The 14,918-nt window shown below is 66.1% G+C and carries 20 protein-coding genes; 1 reads left to right on the forward strand and 19 read right to left on the reverse strand.

Going from position 1 to position 14,918, the window contains the following annotated elements; translation table 11 throughout:
- Nucleotides 1–6: 6 nt before the first annotated feature.
- The 8 genes from NS3_RS01360 to NS3_RS01395 form a co-directional block, all read right to left on the reverse strand.
- Complete coding sequence (locus NS3_RS01360) at nt 7–861, reverse strand: hypothetical protein (RefSeq protein ID WP_067852427.1); 855 nt, start codon at nt 859–861, stop codon at nt 7–9.
- A gap of 200 nt (nt 862–1,061) precedes the next feature.
- Entirely contained in the window at nt 1,062–1,412 is a 351-nt protein-coding gene (locus NS3_RS01365) for a phage tail fiber protein (RefSeq protein WP_067852428.1), read from the reverse strand.
- 39 nt (nt 1,413–1,451) lie between these two features.
- Nucleotides 1,452–1,790, reverse strand: coding sequence for an LtfC-like domain-containing protein (locus NS3_RS01370; RefSeq protein WP_067852430.1), 339 nt, complete (start codon nt 1,788–1,790; stop codon nt 1,452–1,454).
- Between the two features lie 48 nt (nt 1,791–1,838).
- A complete protein-coding gene (locus NS3_RS01375) occupies nt 1,839–3,224 on the reverse strand; it encodes a DUF7257 domain-containing protein (protein WP_067852432.1) in 1,386 nt (461 codons plus the stop codon).
- Entirely contained in the window at nt 3,221–3,664 is a 444-nt protein-coding gene (locus NS3_RS01380) for a phage gene 29 protein family protein (RefSeq protein ID WP_067852434.1), read from the reverse strand. The genes NS3_RS01375 and NS3_RS01380 overlap by 4 nt, the downstream gene beginning before the upstream one ends.
- A 12-nt stretch (nt 3,665–3,676) precedes the next feature.
- Nucleotides 3,677–5,356 carry a Gp37-like protein gene (locus NS3_RS01385; RefSeq protein ID WP_067852435.1) on the reverse strand — a complete coding sequence of 560 codons (1,680 nt, stop codon included), beginning with the start codon at nt 5,354–5,356 and terminating at the stop codon, nt 3,677–3,679.
- Entirely contained in the window at nt 5,353–6,237 is an 885-nt protein-coding gene (locus NS3_RS01390; RefSeq protein WP_067852437.1) for a hypothetical protein, read from the reverse strand. The genes NS3_RS01385 and NS3_RS01390 overlap by 4 nt, the downstream gene beginning before the upstream one ends.
- A gap of 37 nt (nt 6,238–6,274) precedes the next feature.
- Nucleotides 6,275–7,465, reverse strand: a complete 1,191-nt coding sequence (locus NS3_RS01395) for a hypothetical protein (protein ID WP_157101100.1) — start codon at nt 7,463–7,465, stop codon at nt 6,275–6,277.
- Between the two features lie 145 nt (nt 7,466–7,610).
- On the opposite strand from NS3_RS01395, the gene NS3_RS01400 reads away from it, so the two are divergent.
- The gene (locus tag NS3_RS01400; RefSeq protein ID WP_157101101.1) at nt 7,611–8,063 is read left to right on the forward strand and encodes a hypothetical protein; all 453 of its coding nucleotides are present in this window, start codon (nt 7,611–7,613) and stop codon (nt 8,061–8,063) included.
- Nucleotides 8,064–8,078: 15 nt separating this feature from the next.
- On the opposite strand, the gene NS3_RS01405 is transcribed toward NS3_RS01400, so the two are convergent.
- From NS3_RS01405 to NS3_RS29395, 11 genes are all read right to left on the reverse strand, one after another.
- Nucleotides 8,079–8,468 carry a hypothetical protein gene (locus NS3_RS01405; protein ID WP_067852443.1) on the reverse strand — a complete coding sequence of 130 codons (390 nt, stop codon included), beginning with the start codon at nt 8,466–8,468 and terminating at the stop codon, nt 8,079–8,081.
- Nucleotides 8,468–8,911, reverse strand: coding sequence for a hypothetical protein (locus NS3_RS01410; RefSeq protein WP_067852445.1), 444 nt, complete (start codon nt 8,909–8,911; stop codon nt 8,468–8,470). Before NS3_RS01410 ends, NS3_RS01405 begins: the two co-directional genes overlap by 1 nt.
- Nucleotides 8,912–8,949: 38 nt before the next feature.
- Nucleotides 8,950–9,270 (reverse strand): hypothetical protein, encoded by a 321-nt coding sequence (locus NS3_RS01415; RefSeq protein WP_067852447.1) that lies wholly within the window; start codon nt 9,268–9,270, stop codon nt 8,950–8,952.
- A 39-nt stretch (nt 9,271–9,309) separates the two neighbouring features.
- Entirely contained in the window at nt 9,310–9,471 is a 162-nt protein-coding gene (locus NS3_RS28790; protein WP_157101102.1) for a hypothetical protein, read from the reverse strand.
- A gap of 130 nt (nt 9,472–9,601) precedes the next feature.
- The gene (locus NS3_RS01420) at nt 9,602–10,261 is read right to left on the reverse strand and encodes a phage tail tube protein (RefSeq protein ID WP_067852449.1); all 660 of its coding nucleotides are present in this window, start codon (nt 10,259–10,261) and stop codon (nt 9,602–9,604) included.
- A gap of 102 nt (nt 10,262–10,363) precedes the next feature.
- Entirely contained in the window at nt 10,364–10,816 is a 453-nt protein-coding gene (locus NS3_RS01425; protein WP_067852451.1) for a hypothetical protein, read from the reverse strand.
- Nucleotides 10,813–11,046, reverse strand: a complete 234-nt coding sequence (locus NS3_RS01430) for a hypothetical protein (protein WP_067852453.1) — start codon at nt 11,044–11,046, stop codon at nt 10,813–10,815. Before NS3_RS01430 ends, NS3_RS01425 begins: the two co-directional genes overlap by 4 nt.
- An 85-nt stretch (nt 11,047–11,131) precedes the next feature.
- A complete protein-coding gene (locus tag NS3_RS01435; RefSeq protein ID WP_157101103.1) occupies nt 11,132–11,728 on the reverse strand; it encodes a hypothetical protein in 597 nt (198 codons plus the stop codon).
- Between the two features lie 944 nt (nt 11,729–12,672).
- The gene (locus NS3_RS01440) at nt 12,673–13,395 is read right to left on the reverse strand and encodes a hypothetical protein (protein WP_067852456.1); all 723 of its coding nucleotides are present in this window, start codon (nt 13,393–13,395) and stop codon (nt 12,673–12,675) included.
- Nucleotides 13,392–14,153, reverse strand: a complete 762-nt coding sequence (locus tag NS3_RS29390; RefSeq protein ID WP_169811578.1) for a PE-PPE domain-containing protein — start codon at nt 14,151–14,153, stop codon at nt 13,392–13,394. The genes NS3_RS01440 and NS3_RS29390 overlap by 4 nt, the downstream gene beginning before the upstream one ends.
- A gap of 38 nt (nt 14,154–14,191) precedes the next feature.
- Entirely contained in the window at nt 14,192–14,395 is a 204-nt protein-coding gene (locus NS3_RS29395; RefSeq protein ID WP_169811579.1) for a hypothetical protein, read from the reverse strand.
- Between the last annotated feature and the right edge of the window lie 523 nt (nt 14,396–14,918).

The following is a 14,918-nucleotide window of genomic DNA, read 5'->3' on the forward strand; positions in this document are numbered from 1 at the left end:
GGCGGGTCAGGTGATACGCACGTAGGTGCCTGCGGCGTTGATGGTGGCCCGCGAGCTTTGGGCGAACGCGTTGCCGTCCTTGACCTCGACCGTGACCCGATCGCCCTGAGCAATGGCGACCGTCGCGGCGGCGATGGCAGGATTGGCCGTCGTACCGGTGGCGATGACGGTGCCGTTGAGCTTGATCCGTACGGAAATCGAACTGGTGCTCCAGGTACCCGAGGCCCAGCTGATACTGCTCGAGACGGTGGCGGTTTCGTTGCCGCCCTGGCTTATCAAGGCATGGGTGTCCACTGTCGAACCGGGATAGCCTCCGGCGTCCGCAGTCCAATTGACCACCTGAATCCATGCGTTCGTAGTGCTGGGGCCGCTCTGTGTCCCGGTCTTGTCCATGCTGGACGGGCTGAACCCCGGTTCTGCGAGAGCTGTCAGGTCACCGACACCGGTCATCGCGGCTGTCATCGGGACGGGCGGTGCATAGATCACACCGAGGGCCGACGACGATCCGTGGAACGATGCTGTGGCGCCTGCTCGGGTGACGACGGTTGCCGACAGCTCGCCCATGCCACGGGTATGGGCGTCCGTCGCCTGCGTGGTGCCGGCACTGTCGAAATCGGCCGAGACGACGAGCACCGCGGCCGCGCCTGCTTCGACTCGAGCCAACGCCGAGCCGGCCGCTTCGAGAGCGGCGGTGCTCGACAGGTGTGGCCGGACATCGGCCGACAACTGCCCCGAGCCGCCGCTCGCACCCGGCGCGGATGCCGAAGCGAGTGACACGGCCAGCAAGGTCCCGCCGGCGGTGAGATCCGCCCGGATGAAGGGAACGACGATCGGAACATTGTGGCCGGGAATGAAGGACATCGGCGGCGCGGGCAGAGTGACCGTGCCGAGCGGCGGTGCCGGGACAGCTGGGGCAACCGACGGCGGAGCGGGTAGCCTCGCCGTTCTGGGGATATCGGCCACAGCGGGTTCCTCCAAAGCAATCGGATATGGAAAGTGCCGCGCTCGACGGTCGGTCGAGCGCGGCACCGTGGGAAGAGTTGTCGCCGGTCCGGCGCGGGTCAGCTGATGGTGAAGGTGGGCGTGATGAGCAGGGTGCCCTGGCCGCCGAGGGTGGTGGCGGGGATGGCGACCTTGTCGATGAAGGTGCCGCCGGTGAGGGCGGTCCACAGGCCTGCGTGGGTGTAGGAGCCCGCGGGCAGGTCGATGGTGACCTGGCTGCCGGTGACCTGGCCGTTGGCCGGGGCCGTCCAAGTCGTGGCGACCCGCTTGTAAGCGGGCGAGCCGCCGGTTGCCTCATTCGTGCCGGTGGTGCCCGGGTCCGCGGTGTGGACCGAGACGTAGACCGGGGTGGCGATGTTGGCGTAGGCGGTGCACAGCGCGTTCTTGGTGGACGTGACGGCGATAGCCATGGGGTACTCCTTGAAAGTGTTCGTTGGGTGGGGATTTCGTCACTGGGTACGGATGACCGAGCCCGCGTACCAGGCGTAGGTCGTCACCGGCGAGGTCGGGTAGGTGACCAGCATCGTGTAGCGGGAGTTCGCCGGAATCTCGTCGCAGGTCGCGGCGGGAACGGTCCACGTGGCGATGTTCGCGTCGACCGTGGCCGGCCACGCGCCGAGGGCGGCGCCACCGGGCGCCGTCAGCACGATGGAAATTTGTGTCCCCGTCGGGAACACAGCGCCGCCGGAGGGCTGGATGGTTTGGACGAAGCTGGCGCCGGTGGTCAGTTTCAGGGGCTCGAGGGTGGGCTGGTAGCCCAAGTAGCCCGGATCGTTACTTGTGCTCATCGGGTTCCTCAGTGTCGGAGTCGATCTCGGTTCTCTGGTCGCATCCGGTCAGGAATAGGAGCAGAGCGTGCCGTCGAAGTAGACGTTGGTGCCGGACGGGTCGCCGTACATGTTGTTGGCACCTGCGATGTAGTAACCGGGCGCCCAGACGCTGCCCGCGCCGGCGAAGACGACGAACGATCCCGAGGTGCGATAGACCGCGGAACCTTCGACCTCGCCGCTGTTGCGCACGAGTTTCCAGAGGCCGTCGGGACTGGGCGCGCTCCACAACGCGACGCGATAGCTGTATCCGGTGCCGCACGCCTGCGACCACTGCACGCCGACGTTCATCACGTACCAGCCCGGCTTGGTGATCTGGATCTGTCCGGTGGAAAGATCCCGCACATTGACCTTGTTCGCGCTGCGGATGGTGTCGAAGACCGCGCCGTAGCGCGCGTTGCCCGCACTGTGCGCGACCGTGGTAGCGCTCTGCCGGTACAGCGACCACCCGGTCCCCACCAGGGGCGGCGAGGTGGTGTCGGCCGCGACGAACGATTCCAGGTCGAAGCCGAAGGAAAGCGTGGTACCGGACCACGTGCTGGAAACATTGCAGGCGCTGAAGAATCCGACCCGGCGGTTGCCCGCTCCGACCGGGGAGGTGACCGCCGTGTCCTGATATCCGAACCTGCTCACACCGTTGACCAGTACCTCGTAGGAGGAGCCGGATGCGCTGACCGTCACGGTGTCACCGGAACTCAGGGTCAGATTCGTGCGCTCGGCCCACACGGTGATGGTCAGCTGTCCATCGACCAGCGTTCCACGTTGCAGCGAAATCCTGGAGGCTCCGACCTGCGCTATGACGAAGGTCGACAGATCGTCGGCAGCACGGAGCAGGATGCCGCTGCCGGTGAAACTGCCTGCCTGGTTGGGACGGCCCAGGACGAGGGACACCGACTGCGAATCCGTCATCAGGGGCGTCTTGTACAACGCGAAGGCGCCGCCGGTACTGGTGTGATCGGTCTTGGCGATGCCTGCCTGATGGTCGACGACCGCTACGTCCGGCACGGTGTGGCCGCCGCTGCTCCACTTGCCGACGTTCCATTTCGCCGCGTCCCACGTCTCGAATTTGTCGGTGAACGCCGCCCCGCCGACCTCGCTCTGCGTCTTGTCCGCTTGCAGATCGGCGATCGCCGAAGCGTTGGAGACCGAGGTGCCCTGCGCCGCGGTCGCGGTCACCTGCGCGTCGGTGGCGTCGGTCTGCGCCGACGCTGCCGCGTCGAGCGCGCGGTTGGTGACGGTACTCAGGTTGCTGCCGACAGCGTCGATGCCGGCGAAGGACTGCATGACATTGGACATGATCGAGGCCTGCGCGGCCTCCCAGGTCACCTTCTGCAGGTTGCGGATCGAGCCGCCGGTGTATGCGCCGGAGGGGATCCGCCCGTCGGGGCTGGTCATCGCGAACCGCCGGAGGACGCGTCGTCCGGCGCGGCACTGCCGACCTCGGCATGGTTGCGGTCCAGTTCGCGGGCATCGACCAGGTGCTTCAGCTCACCTGATTCACGCAGTTGCTCGACCAGGTGAGCGCGCTCGTCGGGAGTCAGCTGACTCACGTCGGGCGCCGAGGTCTCGGGGGGTCGGACCGCCCCCTTCTCGGCCCATTGCCCGGAACCGTTGAGCCAGTGGGTGACGCCACGAGCAGGCGGGATGTACTCCCGGAGCTGCTGATCGGAGTGGTGACGGAACCCGAGATCCCACAGGTGCTTCGACCACTGCCGCAGCACGTCGGGGTGCACGAGCAGCGGCGAGTTCCGTGGGCCGGGCAGCCCGACGAGCGCCCATACGAAAGCATCATAGGGATCGTCGGGATTGCATTCTTCGTACAAGGGAATGGACATGGTTCTCCCGCTTCACATCTGGACGGCGAGGGCGTGGATGTCGTCGACGATGTCGGCCACCACCCGCATGGACTTGGCGAAGGGCATGTCGTGGTCGCGGTCGGAGCCGACGGTGATCTGCCAGGCCGGGCTGGCCGTGCGCGACCAGGCGAGTTCCAGCTCGGTGACCTGCTCCACGTAGATCGACCCCTCGGGCATGCCCTTGACGGTCGAGCCGACTCGATCGCCGAGGAAGAAATGCCCCTGACCCTGGTCGCCGATCAGGTAGGGCTCACCGTTGGCCACGGTGAATTTGTGGGTGAAGTGCCTGCGTGTCTTCCACAGGCCTTCTCCGAGGGTCAGCAGCGAACCGAGGGTGTAGGCGCGGTCGGCACTGTTCTCGAAGTGCTCGTAGTAGTGCGACCATCCTGAATTCAGCTCGCGCTGCGGAGATTTGAATTCCATCCAGGCGAGCAGGGTGTCCGAGAGCAACGCCGTGGCGATGGTGTTGACCACGGCGGTCGTGCCGTTCGCGACGCCGGCCAGGAAGGGGCCGACGAAGGGCACCTCACCCAGCGCACCCGCGGTGACCATGCCGACGAACTGGATCGCCGAGGAGATCGCCTCGTTCACGCCGGGCATCGAATGCCCGCCCGTGAGGATCTGCACAGCCGACGAGGGGTTCACGACGAACTGCGAGGTCTGGATCCCGGTCCGCTCGTTCTGCCGGTACACCACCCAGGGGTTCGAGGGCAGCGTGCCCATCCACCCGGGGTTCTTGTACAGCTCGGGTGCGTTCTGATCGGGCAGCACGTCCGGGCTGTAGTCGAGCAGCGTGTTGTCGAGCACCTGCACCGTGCGCTGCAGGCCGTCCCACATATCGCCGCCGGTACTGGTGCCGGTCCAGAAGCCGGACTTGTCGACGATGTCGACGACCAGACACCCGTGGCGCAGGTCGGCGCCCGGCCAGGGCTCCGGGTCTCCCCGCAGCCACCGTCGCGTGACCACCGCCAGTTGCGCGGTCTCCAAGGTGCCCGCGGCCGCCTCGTGGAAGTTGCGGAAGCGGGAACCGAAGATCGTCCACAGCGAGGTATCGGAAGCGAAGTCGCCCGGCTTGACCACCACCGCCCAGTTGGACTGATCCAGATTTCCCCAACCGCCGATGTCGACAGGATCGTCGGGCAACTGCCACTGGGCATGCTCGAGCCGGAGCAAGTTCAAATGCAGAGCCGTCTTCAAAGCCCAGACACTCGGCCCGGCGAGCATGAACTCGCGCGGGAACTGCACCGCGGCGGGCAGGAAGGGGTTCGACCAGCAGTAGATGTGCTTGAGTTCCTGGTAGGAGTGCATGAACAGCAGCTCCACCGTCGTGATGCCGCGATCATCGGTCTTGATGACCGCCTTCTCCAGTCGCCCGTCCCAGCGGGCTCCGTCCTTGTCGACGGTGATATGTACGTTCTGTGTGGCCCGGCCGTTGATGTCCACGGCCCACTTCGCCAAGTAGTAGTCGTAGGGAAGCTCCAGCAGTCCGGTGCCCGACTGGTTCAGCACCCAGCGGAAGTCGGCGCTGATCTCCGCACCGCAGATACCGCGCAGGTTCCAGTCGCCGTCCCACAACCGCACCAGCGGACGAGCGTGGCGCCGCTGTTTGCGCGCGTCCTTGGCCTGCTGCGCCACGGCGTAGAGCGCGGGCAGATCCTGGGCGGTCGTCACTGCAGCCCCCAGGGCCGCGACCAGTTCCGCTGCTGCACGACCATCACCGACGCGCCCGCCGGCGCTCCGGTGACGGAGACCGGCACATCGGTCGCCGGGGTGTACGCAGGCACCGGGTAGAGGAAGCTGACGCCGTTCATCAGCGCCCAGATCTGCGAGCCGTCGGCCGCGACGATCATCTCCTCCATCGGGTCGGTGTCGACCGTGAGGTCCTGGCCCGCGGTGGTCGCGGGCAGGGTGATGGTGCGGGCCGCGTCGTCCTCGGCCGCGCCCCACGAGAAGTCCGGCACCGTCCACTTGCCCGGTGCCGAGCACACCCACTTCAACCACATCGGCTGATCGGTGGGATTGGCGATGCTGACGGTGCCGTGCCTGGTCACACCGGGCTGCGTGCTGTCGGCGGTCGCGGTCCAGGTGCTCGTCACGTCCGACTCCACCCACCACGGATTGCCCGCTACACAGGTCATCACGACCTTGCTCTGCGACTTCAGATGCGGATCCTTATCCGGCTTGAAGTCCGGCTGCTCCGACATCCGCAGTTTGAGCGACCGCGTGCCGTAATCCGTCGTGATCGTCAGCGTCGAGTCCCTGTCGTAGGCCCACGCTTTCCGCCACGCGGAATCCACTGACTCCCAGGACTGTCCGGCGGCCTGGAAGACATTGACCGCGAATACGACATCGCGTTTGTTGGTCCGGTATCCGCCGAACGACGAACCGACCTGGAACGCGGACTGGTTCCAGATCGTTGTCACCGGAGCGTCGTACAAACCGCTCGGCGATGTCGCCAGCTCGACACCTTCACGGCCACGGCCCTGTCCGGCGATCGTCCACACCGATCCATCGACTCCGGTCACCGTGATCATCGCGGCATTGGGCGCCACAGATTCACCTCGATCCAATAGTATTTCGACGCGATGCCTAGTGGGACAATTCCCATTGCATCGCAAGTACTTTCAATCTGCCGATGATGTCTTCGTCGTTCGACATCGAGATATTCACCGTGGCAGGCCGTTCGGCGGAGGGCGCCGCTACAGCACCTGCACCGTCGGTCCGGCTCGGCGCCGAGCGCGAAGCCATCATCTTCTGCAGGAAGAAGGGGTCGGCATTGAGCGCCTGCAGAAAGGGACGGTTGACGGCGGTGGAGCGGGCGTTCATGACGAATTCGCCGTCGGAGAGCCATGCCGGGATCTTGTCGCCGATGGACGAGCCGGGGCCCTGGACGTCACCGCCCTCCGCCCGTTTCAGCGGCGCAGCCCACGGCGCCGGGCTACCGGCGCGCATTTCGAATCCACCCTGCAGGAAATCGAGATCGACGATCCGGCGGATCGCCGGTTGCACAGGCATGCTCGATCGATCCGCGATGTGCGTCGGCCCGTCCGGTGCCGGATATCCGCCCGGCGGTGGAATGTCCACCACGTCGATACCCGGCTCGACCGGCCACGGTGGCATGCCCGGGTCGACCGCGTCCTTCCAGATGTACATCTGCTCCATGAGCCGTTGGGCGCGGCCGAACGAGTTCCGCGACATCTTGGAATACAGCGTCGCCTTGTGCCCCAGCTTCCCATTGGCGATATAGTCGCCGAAGAATCCCTCGGCGTTATATCCGGCAGCCAGAACCTGATTCAGGCTGTATTGAGATTTCATGTCGGCCGGCATTTTGTCCGACCATTTTTTCTTGATATAGGCGAGGTTGTAGGCCGCGGCCTGGATAGCCAAGCTCTGATCATCCGCGAGATCCGTCCATTCTCGACCTGAGAAGATCGACGGATATTCGGCCTTCAGTTTGTCGAAGGTCTCTTCCTTCATGTTCGTGAGCCCGAGAGAGTTCGAGTGGCCGTCCTTCAACTCACGAAACGGCGTGGTGTACTCCCGCAACCAGTCCTTCAGTTCCCCGTATCGGCCGTCCCACGTCAGATTCGCATCCGCGCCTTCGTTCAGCACGATCGCCATCACCAGGCGCGGATCCACACCTGCGGCCTCACCGTGAGTGACCGAATCCTGGACCCACCGGGCAACCTTGGGATCCATATCTTCCGGCTTACCGTGAACATCGGGTTTCCAGTCGAACTTCGGAGGAGGACTACTCCAAGTGGCCGAATAGTCGCTCATTGAACGCACCCTTCTGACGAGATGACAACTGTTGACCGTCCGATCGGACCGGCTATTGTGAGAGAAATTTCCGATACCCCGACGGGCTGGGCTGAGAATGAAAAAGCGAGCGTGCCCACCGCGCGTAACCGCACGGCGATCACTGATGGCCACTGCCGCACTCATATTGTTTGCGACAGTGATCGGGTGTGCCGCGACCGTGCGCGCGTTCGGCAACCCGGCGAAGCACTATCTCGAAGAGATCCGCATCGACGGATACACCGTGGTGGACCAGGTGAGCGATTCCAGCGAGGTCGGCGCATGGGCCGACGCCCTGTTCATCGGACCTCCGGTGACGGATGTACGCGGCATCGTCACCGCACCGGGACTGGAACTCGGGCCTGCGCCGGAGGTTGCGCGTAGCGATGAGTCCATCGATGGCCCCGATGGCGCCACGTGGGAAGCGTATGGGAAGGCGGCGAACGGTTGCCGCGTCTCGATCCACCAGGGAATCGACGACGCGTACGACGCGTCGAGGTTGTCCCCCAGCGAGATCACTTCGGTGCACAACGGCGCTGCGGCCATCCTGCGCGTCCATGTCACCTGCGGGGACGGATAGCAGTGGAGGCAGCCCTCAGCTGACGAAGATCGAGACTGTGAGTCCGGCTTGGATCGCCTGGCCGCTACCGTGCTGATGCATCAGCACATCGAGAACATCACCTTTCCGTAGCGTCGGCTGCGAAACCAGCGGAATCGACACCGGCACAACCGGTGTCAGCGTGACTGCCTGATCCAGGGCGAGGCCGGCGAAGACCTGGACAGGTACGCCGTCGCGGAGCTGCCGGACAGTGAGGCCGACATAATCGCTCGCCCCTCCTGTCATCGGCGAGAAGCCATGCGGCGCAACCAATTCGATATCGGTGACGGTGTCGCCGCTGTAGAAGGCCGGGGCGTAGGCGCCGGCCAGGACGGCGATGTCGGCGGCGCCGGCCGCTCGAGCCGGAAGCGTCGCGGTGAAGATCATCAGCTCTCCCGAGTAGGTGCGGTGAAGTCGTCGATGAGGCGCTGCATCGATCGATCCCGTCGTTCGTCGCGGACCAGTTCGACGGCGGTGACGGGACGAGGCATAGGTGTGACGGTCGGCGGATCGCCGCCCGCGGCCGCGATGACGGCGACCTGTACCCCCTGCAGTGCGTCGATGATCGACAGCAGCAGGTAGCTGTCGATCGTGTAACCCTCGGGCGTAGGCCCGGTGGGTCGGTCGGGTTCTTCGTAGAGGTCGAGTTCGGCCTCGGCCTCCTCGGCGGCGACCATCTGCTCGGCGAGCTCACGATCGGTCGCCAGTGCCGACCGATACTGCGATCCATGTGGCAGCCGGTCCTTGAACGCCCAGATCGTGCGCCAATCACGGGTACGAACGGTGGCGGGCCCGAAGCAGTCCCGGACGTCGATGCCGCGCTCGAGCAAGTCGTAGTCGAGCGCGGCACCGAAACGTTCCCAGAACTCTACGAGCCCTGCGATCCCCCCGGCAGCTCCGCGGCGCCCTGGCCGAAGAGATGAGCGTAGAGATCTCGCTGGAAGGCGTGCCACTCGTCCATCGGCCGCTCCGCGAACAGAGCTTCGACGGCCTCGTGCTGGTCGCCCAGCACGATGGCCATCTGCTCGTCGTCGTCGTGCGTGCGACGCAGGGCCAGCACCTGACCTCGGGTGACCGGCGGGATGATGATCTCGTCGGTCAGACGGTACGGTGCGCGGCGGCGGGGACCGAGTTCCTGCTGGAGCTGGTGGAATCGGCCACCCGCCTCGACCTCGGATGTGGTTGCCATGTCGTTCTCCGGTTCTGTTGTGGGGCTCAGTTTTCGGCGCTACTCGGCCTTCGACGCGCGGCGGCGCTGCGCGGACTCGTCGGCCTTCGGGGAGTGGCCGAGCTTGTAGACGGCGTTCACGTACTCGGTGGCGTTGGAGACGATGTAGTCGTTGGTCCCGTCGGTCATGGTGACGGGGTACTCGGTGGGGATGGCGGACACGGTTCGACCCGCTTTCTTCTCCGGAGGAATGGGCAGGAAAGGTTGTGGGGCGTGCCGTGCCGGAGACACACGACACGCCCCACGCCCAGGCGAAGCCTGGGTGATCAGGGGCGGGAAATACCGCCGCGCGTCAGGCCGAGGCGATGCCGGTCTGGGCCAGCAGGGCCTTCCAACCGCTGCCGCCGAAGCCGTGCGCGATGGCGTAGCCCGCGGTGTCGTCCTTGAACGCGACCATGGTCAGCTTCTCCGCGAGCACCTCGGTCGGGGTCCACTGCTCACCGCCGTACTTGCTGACGGCGACCTTCGGCAGCACCTTGAACACGTAGATCGGGTTGGCGTCGTTGCCGTCCTTGCCGATGATGATCGCCGAGTAGTAGGTGATCTGTTCCGACGCCGGCTGCGGGAAGAACACCTCGCCGGAAGTGGCGTCGGCGGTGACCTGCGCCAGATTCGCGCCGGTGGTCAGTTCCAGGGTCAACGCGGTGGTCTGCTGTGGCTGGAATTCGATGGTGGTGATGTCGCTGGTGATGTCGTTGCGCACCGGCTGCAGTTCGCCGTACGCCTCGATCGGCGCGGCGGTGATGCCGCGGGCGAAGGCCACGCCGGTCTTCTTGTCGATCAGACCGACCGGGCGGTAAGCCGCCGGCAGGGTCTGCAGCGCACCGGTGGAGTCGGTGAAGTCCGCCGGGGCCGCAGTGAACCAGGGAGCGATGAACACCGCGGCGTCGAGCGGCTTGAGCAGCAGCGACCGCTGAGCCGACTTCAGAGCGGTGAGATTGGTGGCAGGCATGTGTCTCCATTCGAGCGCCCACGCGCACGCGGGCATTGGTTACGAAGATCGGCGCCGGACGGCGCCGTTGAAAGCCCCCGCCGGGGACGGTATTTCGCTGGTCTACTGACGGCGGGCTTCGATCGAGAAAGAAATCTCGACCATCTGGTTGAGCGGATCGAGGTCGGGCACCTCCGTCAGACCGCGGCTGCGCCGCAGGATCGGCGGATGGAACTTCGGGTCGTCGGCCTCGATCTCCTCGGCGTAGTCGACGAGCACACCGTTGACTCGGCTCGCAGGTGCGTTCAGCACGGCCGTACGCAATTGGATGGCGAGCTGCTGCGCCTGGCCCCGGGTGGTGCCGATGGCGACGACGCTCATCTTCGCTTTGTAGGTGATGGCGTTGATGTCCAGCGTTCCGCCGGATGTGCGCACCCAGACCAGCGGCAACGCCGACTGCAGGGCCTGTGAGGTGGCGGGCAGGGTGGTGACCGTGGTGGCGATCGGGGTGAACAGGTCGACCAGGAACTGCTCGAAATCGGGGAACTCCCCCGCCACGGGGTAGGGGGTGGTCATTCCACCGCTTCCGTTGCCTGCCCGACCGAGACGACGGCTTCGAGGGAACCGCCGGTCGGCACGGGCTGAGGCAGCGCCTCGTCGACCTTCATGGCCACGCCCTGGGCGAGATTGAACAGCACATCGAGGTCGGCTCTCAGCATCGCCAGGCGCGAGACGACCGCCTTGGTTTCGGCGTCGACCTGCTCGGCGAGACCGGGGGATTGAGAGGATACGGCTGGGGTGGTCACTGGCTTCTCCAGGAGTCGGGATCACGGATTATCCGTGGAATGGGATTCGTTCGGACAGGGCCGGACGCTGGTGAGCGTCCGGTGGTCACCGCAGGTGCGACAGATAGGTCAGAGCGCGGCTCTGCAACGGGTCCGTCCGTGGCAGCGCGCCATAGCCTTCGGACTTGACCACATTGATGGTGGTGGACCGGTCTATATCGGGTCCGGTACGAAGCCGCCCTTCAGGAGTGCGCATCTTCGGCTGTGCGGCCATCGGCAGCGGGGCGATTCGGCGCAGCGACTCGGCATGTGTCGAGAATTGCTCCACAACTGTTCCGGCCATGCCGGTCAGCGCTGATGCGGCGGCGGCGCCCGCCGCGCCCACCGGTCCGGCGACGGCGCCGGCGAGTGCGCTCATGGCGGCGTCCACACCACCTGCTGCCAGCACCTGGTCTCGCGTATCGCGGTAGATGTTGTACCAGCTGTGCCACTGGAGAAAGGGGAACAGCGAGCCCACACCGGCCGTGGACAGAATGCCGCCGTCGCTCGGGGGCGGACCATGTTCTTCCTCGACTTCGCCACCTGCGGCGAAAGCCCTCGGCGGTCGGCCGCGGCCGGACAGCAGGGCCTGGAGGACAGCCGGTCCAGTCGCCGCTTCGCCGGCGCGGGACCAGTCCGTCCCGATCGGGATTTCAGCAGACATCATCGACCATCCATCGGAGTTCTCCGTTCAGTGATTTCGTTTGCGCGGCTCGAGGCCGGGACGCGTCCCGGCGTCCGGGACTCACACGCCGAGAAGGGGCCGAACCAGCGGCGCGACATGGCAGAAGAGTTCGAGCAGGGTGAAGGCGAGAGCAAGCACGGGGTCACCTCCTTTCAGAAGTCGAGCGCCCCGCCCCCGGCGTAGCAGTACCGGGGGCGGGGCGTGGACGCCCTGCGGCTCGACCGTCTGCGACCGCGACGGCGGGAGATGGGAGCTCTGCGCAGGGCGGGCTTGGGGGTCGGTGGGTCGGGCGGAGATGCGGACGCCCCGTCCCCGGCCTGGAGGGGCACGCCGGGGACGGGGCGAGAAACCCGAACATGGCAGCCGTCTCGACCGCCTGGGTAACGGCGGGAGACGAATACCGGTTCGGGCGGCTGCGGCAGGCTCTGCCCGCTTGTCGATGGACACGGAGGGGTTCCGGGGACGTGCCGCAGGGTATCGGTGGAGCGATTTCGCTCCGGGTACGAACGTGGCCCCGTATCCGAATCCGGATGCCGGGGCCACAACAGCTGATGACGAATTGGGGGCAGATATTCGGCAGAGCGTCAAGACTTCGGGAAGCTCTGCCCGAAGGGAGACTCCGATCGTGGAGCCTGGAGCGAAGGCAAAACTGTGATCAGGGCACAGCTCTGGCGCTGCACCAATCGTCACCTAAGCACACCGAAAAGTCAACACCCGATCGCGAATTGATCCCGAAACTGCTGGTGAGGACACATAATTCGGTCGGCGACGACACAGCGCGGACACCGTAGGACACCCCCGTGAACGACGAATGCCGCCCACACGGTCGGGTACCGATTGGGCGGCATTCTCTTCGGATCGATGGTCGTCATGATCGGCTGGGCGCGCCTGGGAATCGACGGCGGAGACCGTGCCGACCGCACCTAAAGCGCAGCGGCCTTTCGGATCCGGGCGTCGCCGGCCGACCTTCCCGCCCCGAGGCGGGAACGTCGCGGGTGGGCCAGATGTTGATCGAGCACCTCACCGACTACGAACATCTCCGGCCAGTCAGGGGCCCACGGTCCGGGAACGGGGCGGATCTTTCCCGCGTCGCGCAGAGTCTGTATTCGGCGCACAGTCAGGGTGCGATAGTCGCCACCGAGTTCTTTTGCCAGAGTCGCTATTCCAGAGGCATTCAGACGATGGGTGCGGGCCTGGCGCACCTTGGAGGGGTCGATGTCGACCGACGGCGTGGGTGGGCTGATGATCGAGGTGGCGGCGCGCACCGCACGGGCGATCTCCTCCGGCGCGGCCTCCACCCCCTCGGTCATGGCGAAGGCGATGATGTTCGACTCCAGCCAGCGCGCGAGTCCGGCGGTGGCGGTGGAACCGTTGTAGCTGAGCCCGCGCTGCTCGCAGACGAGTCGAACCCAGCCGACCAGCGTTGCGTGCATATGGTCGGCGATCTGCGCGGCCGCCGGGTTGTAGGGCAGCGGCTGCTCGCCTGCCTTGCGGTGCATCCGGTAGTCCGATCGCCGACCTGTCCTCGCTTGGCCTGTTCGCGTGATCGCGAGTTCGTCGACCAGATCGGGAATCTCACGCAGCGACTCGGCGAGATCCCGTATCGCCGATGTCGTCAGAAAGAACAGGTTATCGTCGCCGATCACCTGTGCCCCCTCGAATTACTGTCGCGCACTTGGGTATTGATTGTCTCGGCGAGGCGCAGCACGTGTCCGTGGCGGATGTAGTCGTCGGTGTGCCTGCCCCCGTACAGGTAGCCGCGCGCGAAGGCCACCGCGCCTGTCCAGCTCCTCCTGTGCTCGAGCGACCACCACCGTTGCATCGCGTGCCTGGTGCCCGTATCGAGGAGACTTCGGCCCCAGCGCAGCGCCGCGCCCGGGGAGGCGAGGCTGAAGTAGCCGGTGAGGTCGGCGATCGAGCGCAGCGGGTTGCCCGCGGGAAGCGCCGTGATCGGATCGCCGGGCGCGGCGGCCCAATAGGTCGGCAGGCCGGGCACATGACGTTCGCCGGCAATGCCGTAGCCCCCCGGGTCGGTGCCGACGCAGCGGCCGGACGGACGCAACGGATCGGCGATGAGCGCACAGGCCAAGACGTTCCGGTAGGGCAGCTCGCCCCGCCCGATCTCCGCGGCGATATCGCCCGCGATGGCCGCACCCTGGGAATACCCCGCCAGCACTACGCTGCCGGTCACCTCGTCGAGAGCAGCGAGCATCGCCTGCCGTCCGGCTGCCCGGCTCTCCGTGTAGGACATCGCGCGTCCGTAGTCCGCGGGGTACTCCACGAAACGCGGCGCGAATCGGTCGGCATCGAGATGCCGGGCGAAGGCTGTGCTGATGCCGTCGCCGCGCGGGTTCCATGTCCCGCCTAGCAGCAACACGTCGATCCGGCCCGCTCCCTCGGCCATCGTTTTCTGGGTGCGAAACGCTTTCCAGGCCACGCGAATCATCGAGGCCGCCTTTCCCGGGTCGTGGTCGAGGTGGCGGCGGACGGGCGACCGGCTCGGCGACGAGAAGCCACCGATCGGCGCGATACCGCGAGGGACAGGTTGGCCGGATGCGTCGCGATCGAATTCCCGAGTTCGGGCCACACCGGATTGGCGTAGCCGTAGTCGACGTAGACCATCCGGTCGTCGACGCCGGTGATCACACCGCGCTCCGTTCGGCCACGGCCGGTGTGTGATACCGGAGAGGCGAACAGCACCCGGCGCCCGATGCTTCGCCGGAATTGCTCGAGGTCGCCGGCGCTCATCGGCCGCCCCCGACATGTCGGCGAGAGTCGCCGTAGCGGGCTCGCGCATCCGCCTGCTGCCGCACCGCGACAGCGGTTGCTGAACGGTGGCCATACCAATCGAAAACTACCGGAACCCAAACATGACTTACATCACAAATCGCCACCAGCGACCCGGCCGCCGCCATCATCGGGGGCCACCCGGAAGCAGGTCGACAGTCCGGCAACCCAGCCTCGCGGCGATGCGCGCCAACTCCTCGAGCGTGAAGGAGCATCGCGCGGCCAAACGGTCAGCCAGAGCGTCCGCACCGATACCCAGGGGTTCCAGCAGGTCACCCGAGTCGACTCCGGCCTCCCCGAGAGCGCACCACACCCGCTCCGCAATCATGGCATCTAACCAATCCATACGGATCACCATAAGGTCCGTTCGGACCTGTTGCAA

This window comes from Nocardia shimofusensis NBRC 100134 (genome assembly GCF_001613125.1).
Lineage (GTDB): Bacteria > Actinomycetota > Actinomycetes > Mycobacteriales > Mycobacteriaceae > Nocardia > Nocardia shimofusensis.

Coding starts and splice junctions, on each gene's coding strand:
- NS3_RS01360 (WP_067852427.1), bottom strand. CDS start 861: ATGTCCTTCATTCCCGGCCACAATGTTCCGATCGTCGTTCCCTTCATC.
- NS3_RS01365 (WP_067852428.1), bottom strand. CDS start 1,412: ATGGCTATCGCCGTCACGTCCACCAAGAACGCGCTGTGCACCGCCTAC.
- NS3_RS01370 (WP_067852430.1), bottom strand. CDS start 1,790: ATGAGCACAAGTAACGATCCGGGCTACTTGGGCTACCAGCCCACCCTC.
- NS3_RS01375 (WP_067852432.1), bottom strand. CDS start 3,224: ATGACCAGCCCCGACGGGCGGATCCCCTCCGGCGCATACACCGGCGGC.
- NS3_RS01380 (WP_067852434.1), bottom strand. CDS start 3,664: ATGTCCATTCCCTTGTACGAAGAATGCAATCCCGACGATCCCTATGAT.
- NS3_RS01395 (WP_157101100.1), bottom strand. CDS start 7,465: ATGAGCGACTATTCGGCCACTTGGAGTAGTCCTCCTCCGAAGTTCGAC.
- NS3_RS01400 (WP_157101101.1), top strand. CDS start 7,611: ATGGCCACTGCCGCACTCATATTGTTTGCGACAGTGATCGGGTGTGCC.
- NS3_RS01405 (WP_067852443.1), bottom strand. CDS start 8,468: ATGATCTTCACCGCGACGCTTCCGGCTCGAGCGGCCGGCGCCGCCGAC.
- NS3_RS01415 (WP_067852447.1), bottom strand. CDS start 9,270: ATGGCAACCACATCCGAGGTCGAGGCGGGTGGCCGATTCCACCAGCTC.
- NS3_RS01420 (WP_067852449.1), bottom strand. CDS start 10,261: ATGCCTGCCACCAATCTCACCGCTCTGAAGTCGGCTCAGCGGTCGCTG.
- NS3_RS01425 (WP_067852451.1), bottom strand. CDS start 10,816: ATGACCACCCCCTACCCCGTGGCGGGGGAGTTCCCCGATTTCGAGCAG.
- NS3_RS01435 (WP_157101103.1), bottom strand. CDS start 11,728: ATGTCTGCTGAAATCCCGATCGGGACGGACTGGTCCCGCGCCGGCGAA.
- NS3_RS29390 (WP_169811578.1), bottom strand. CDS start 14,153: ATGGCCGAGGGAGCGGGCCGGATCGACGTGTTGCTGCTAGGCGGGACA.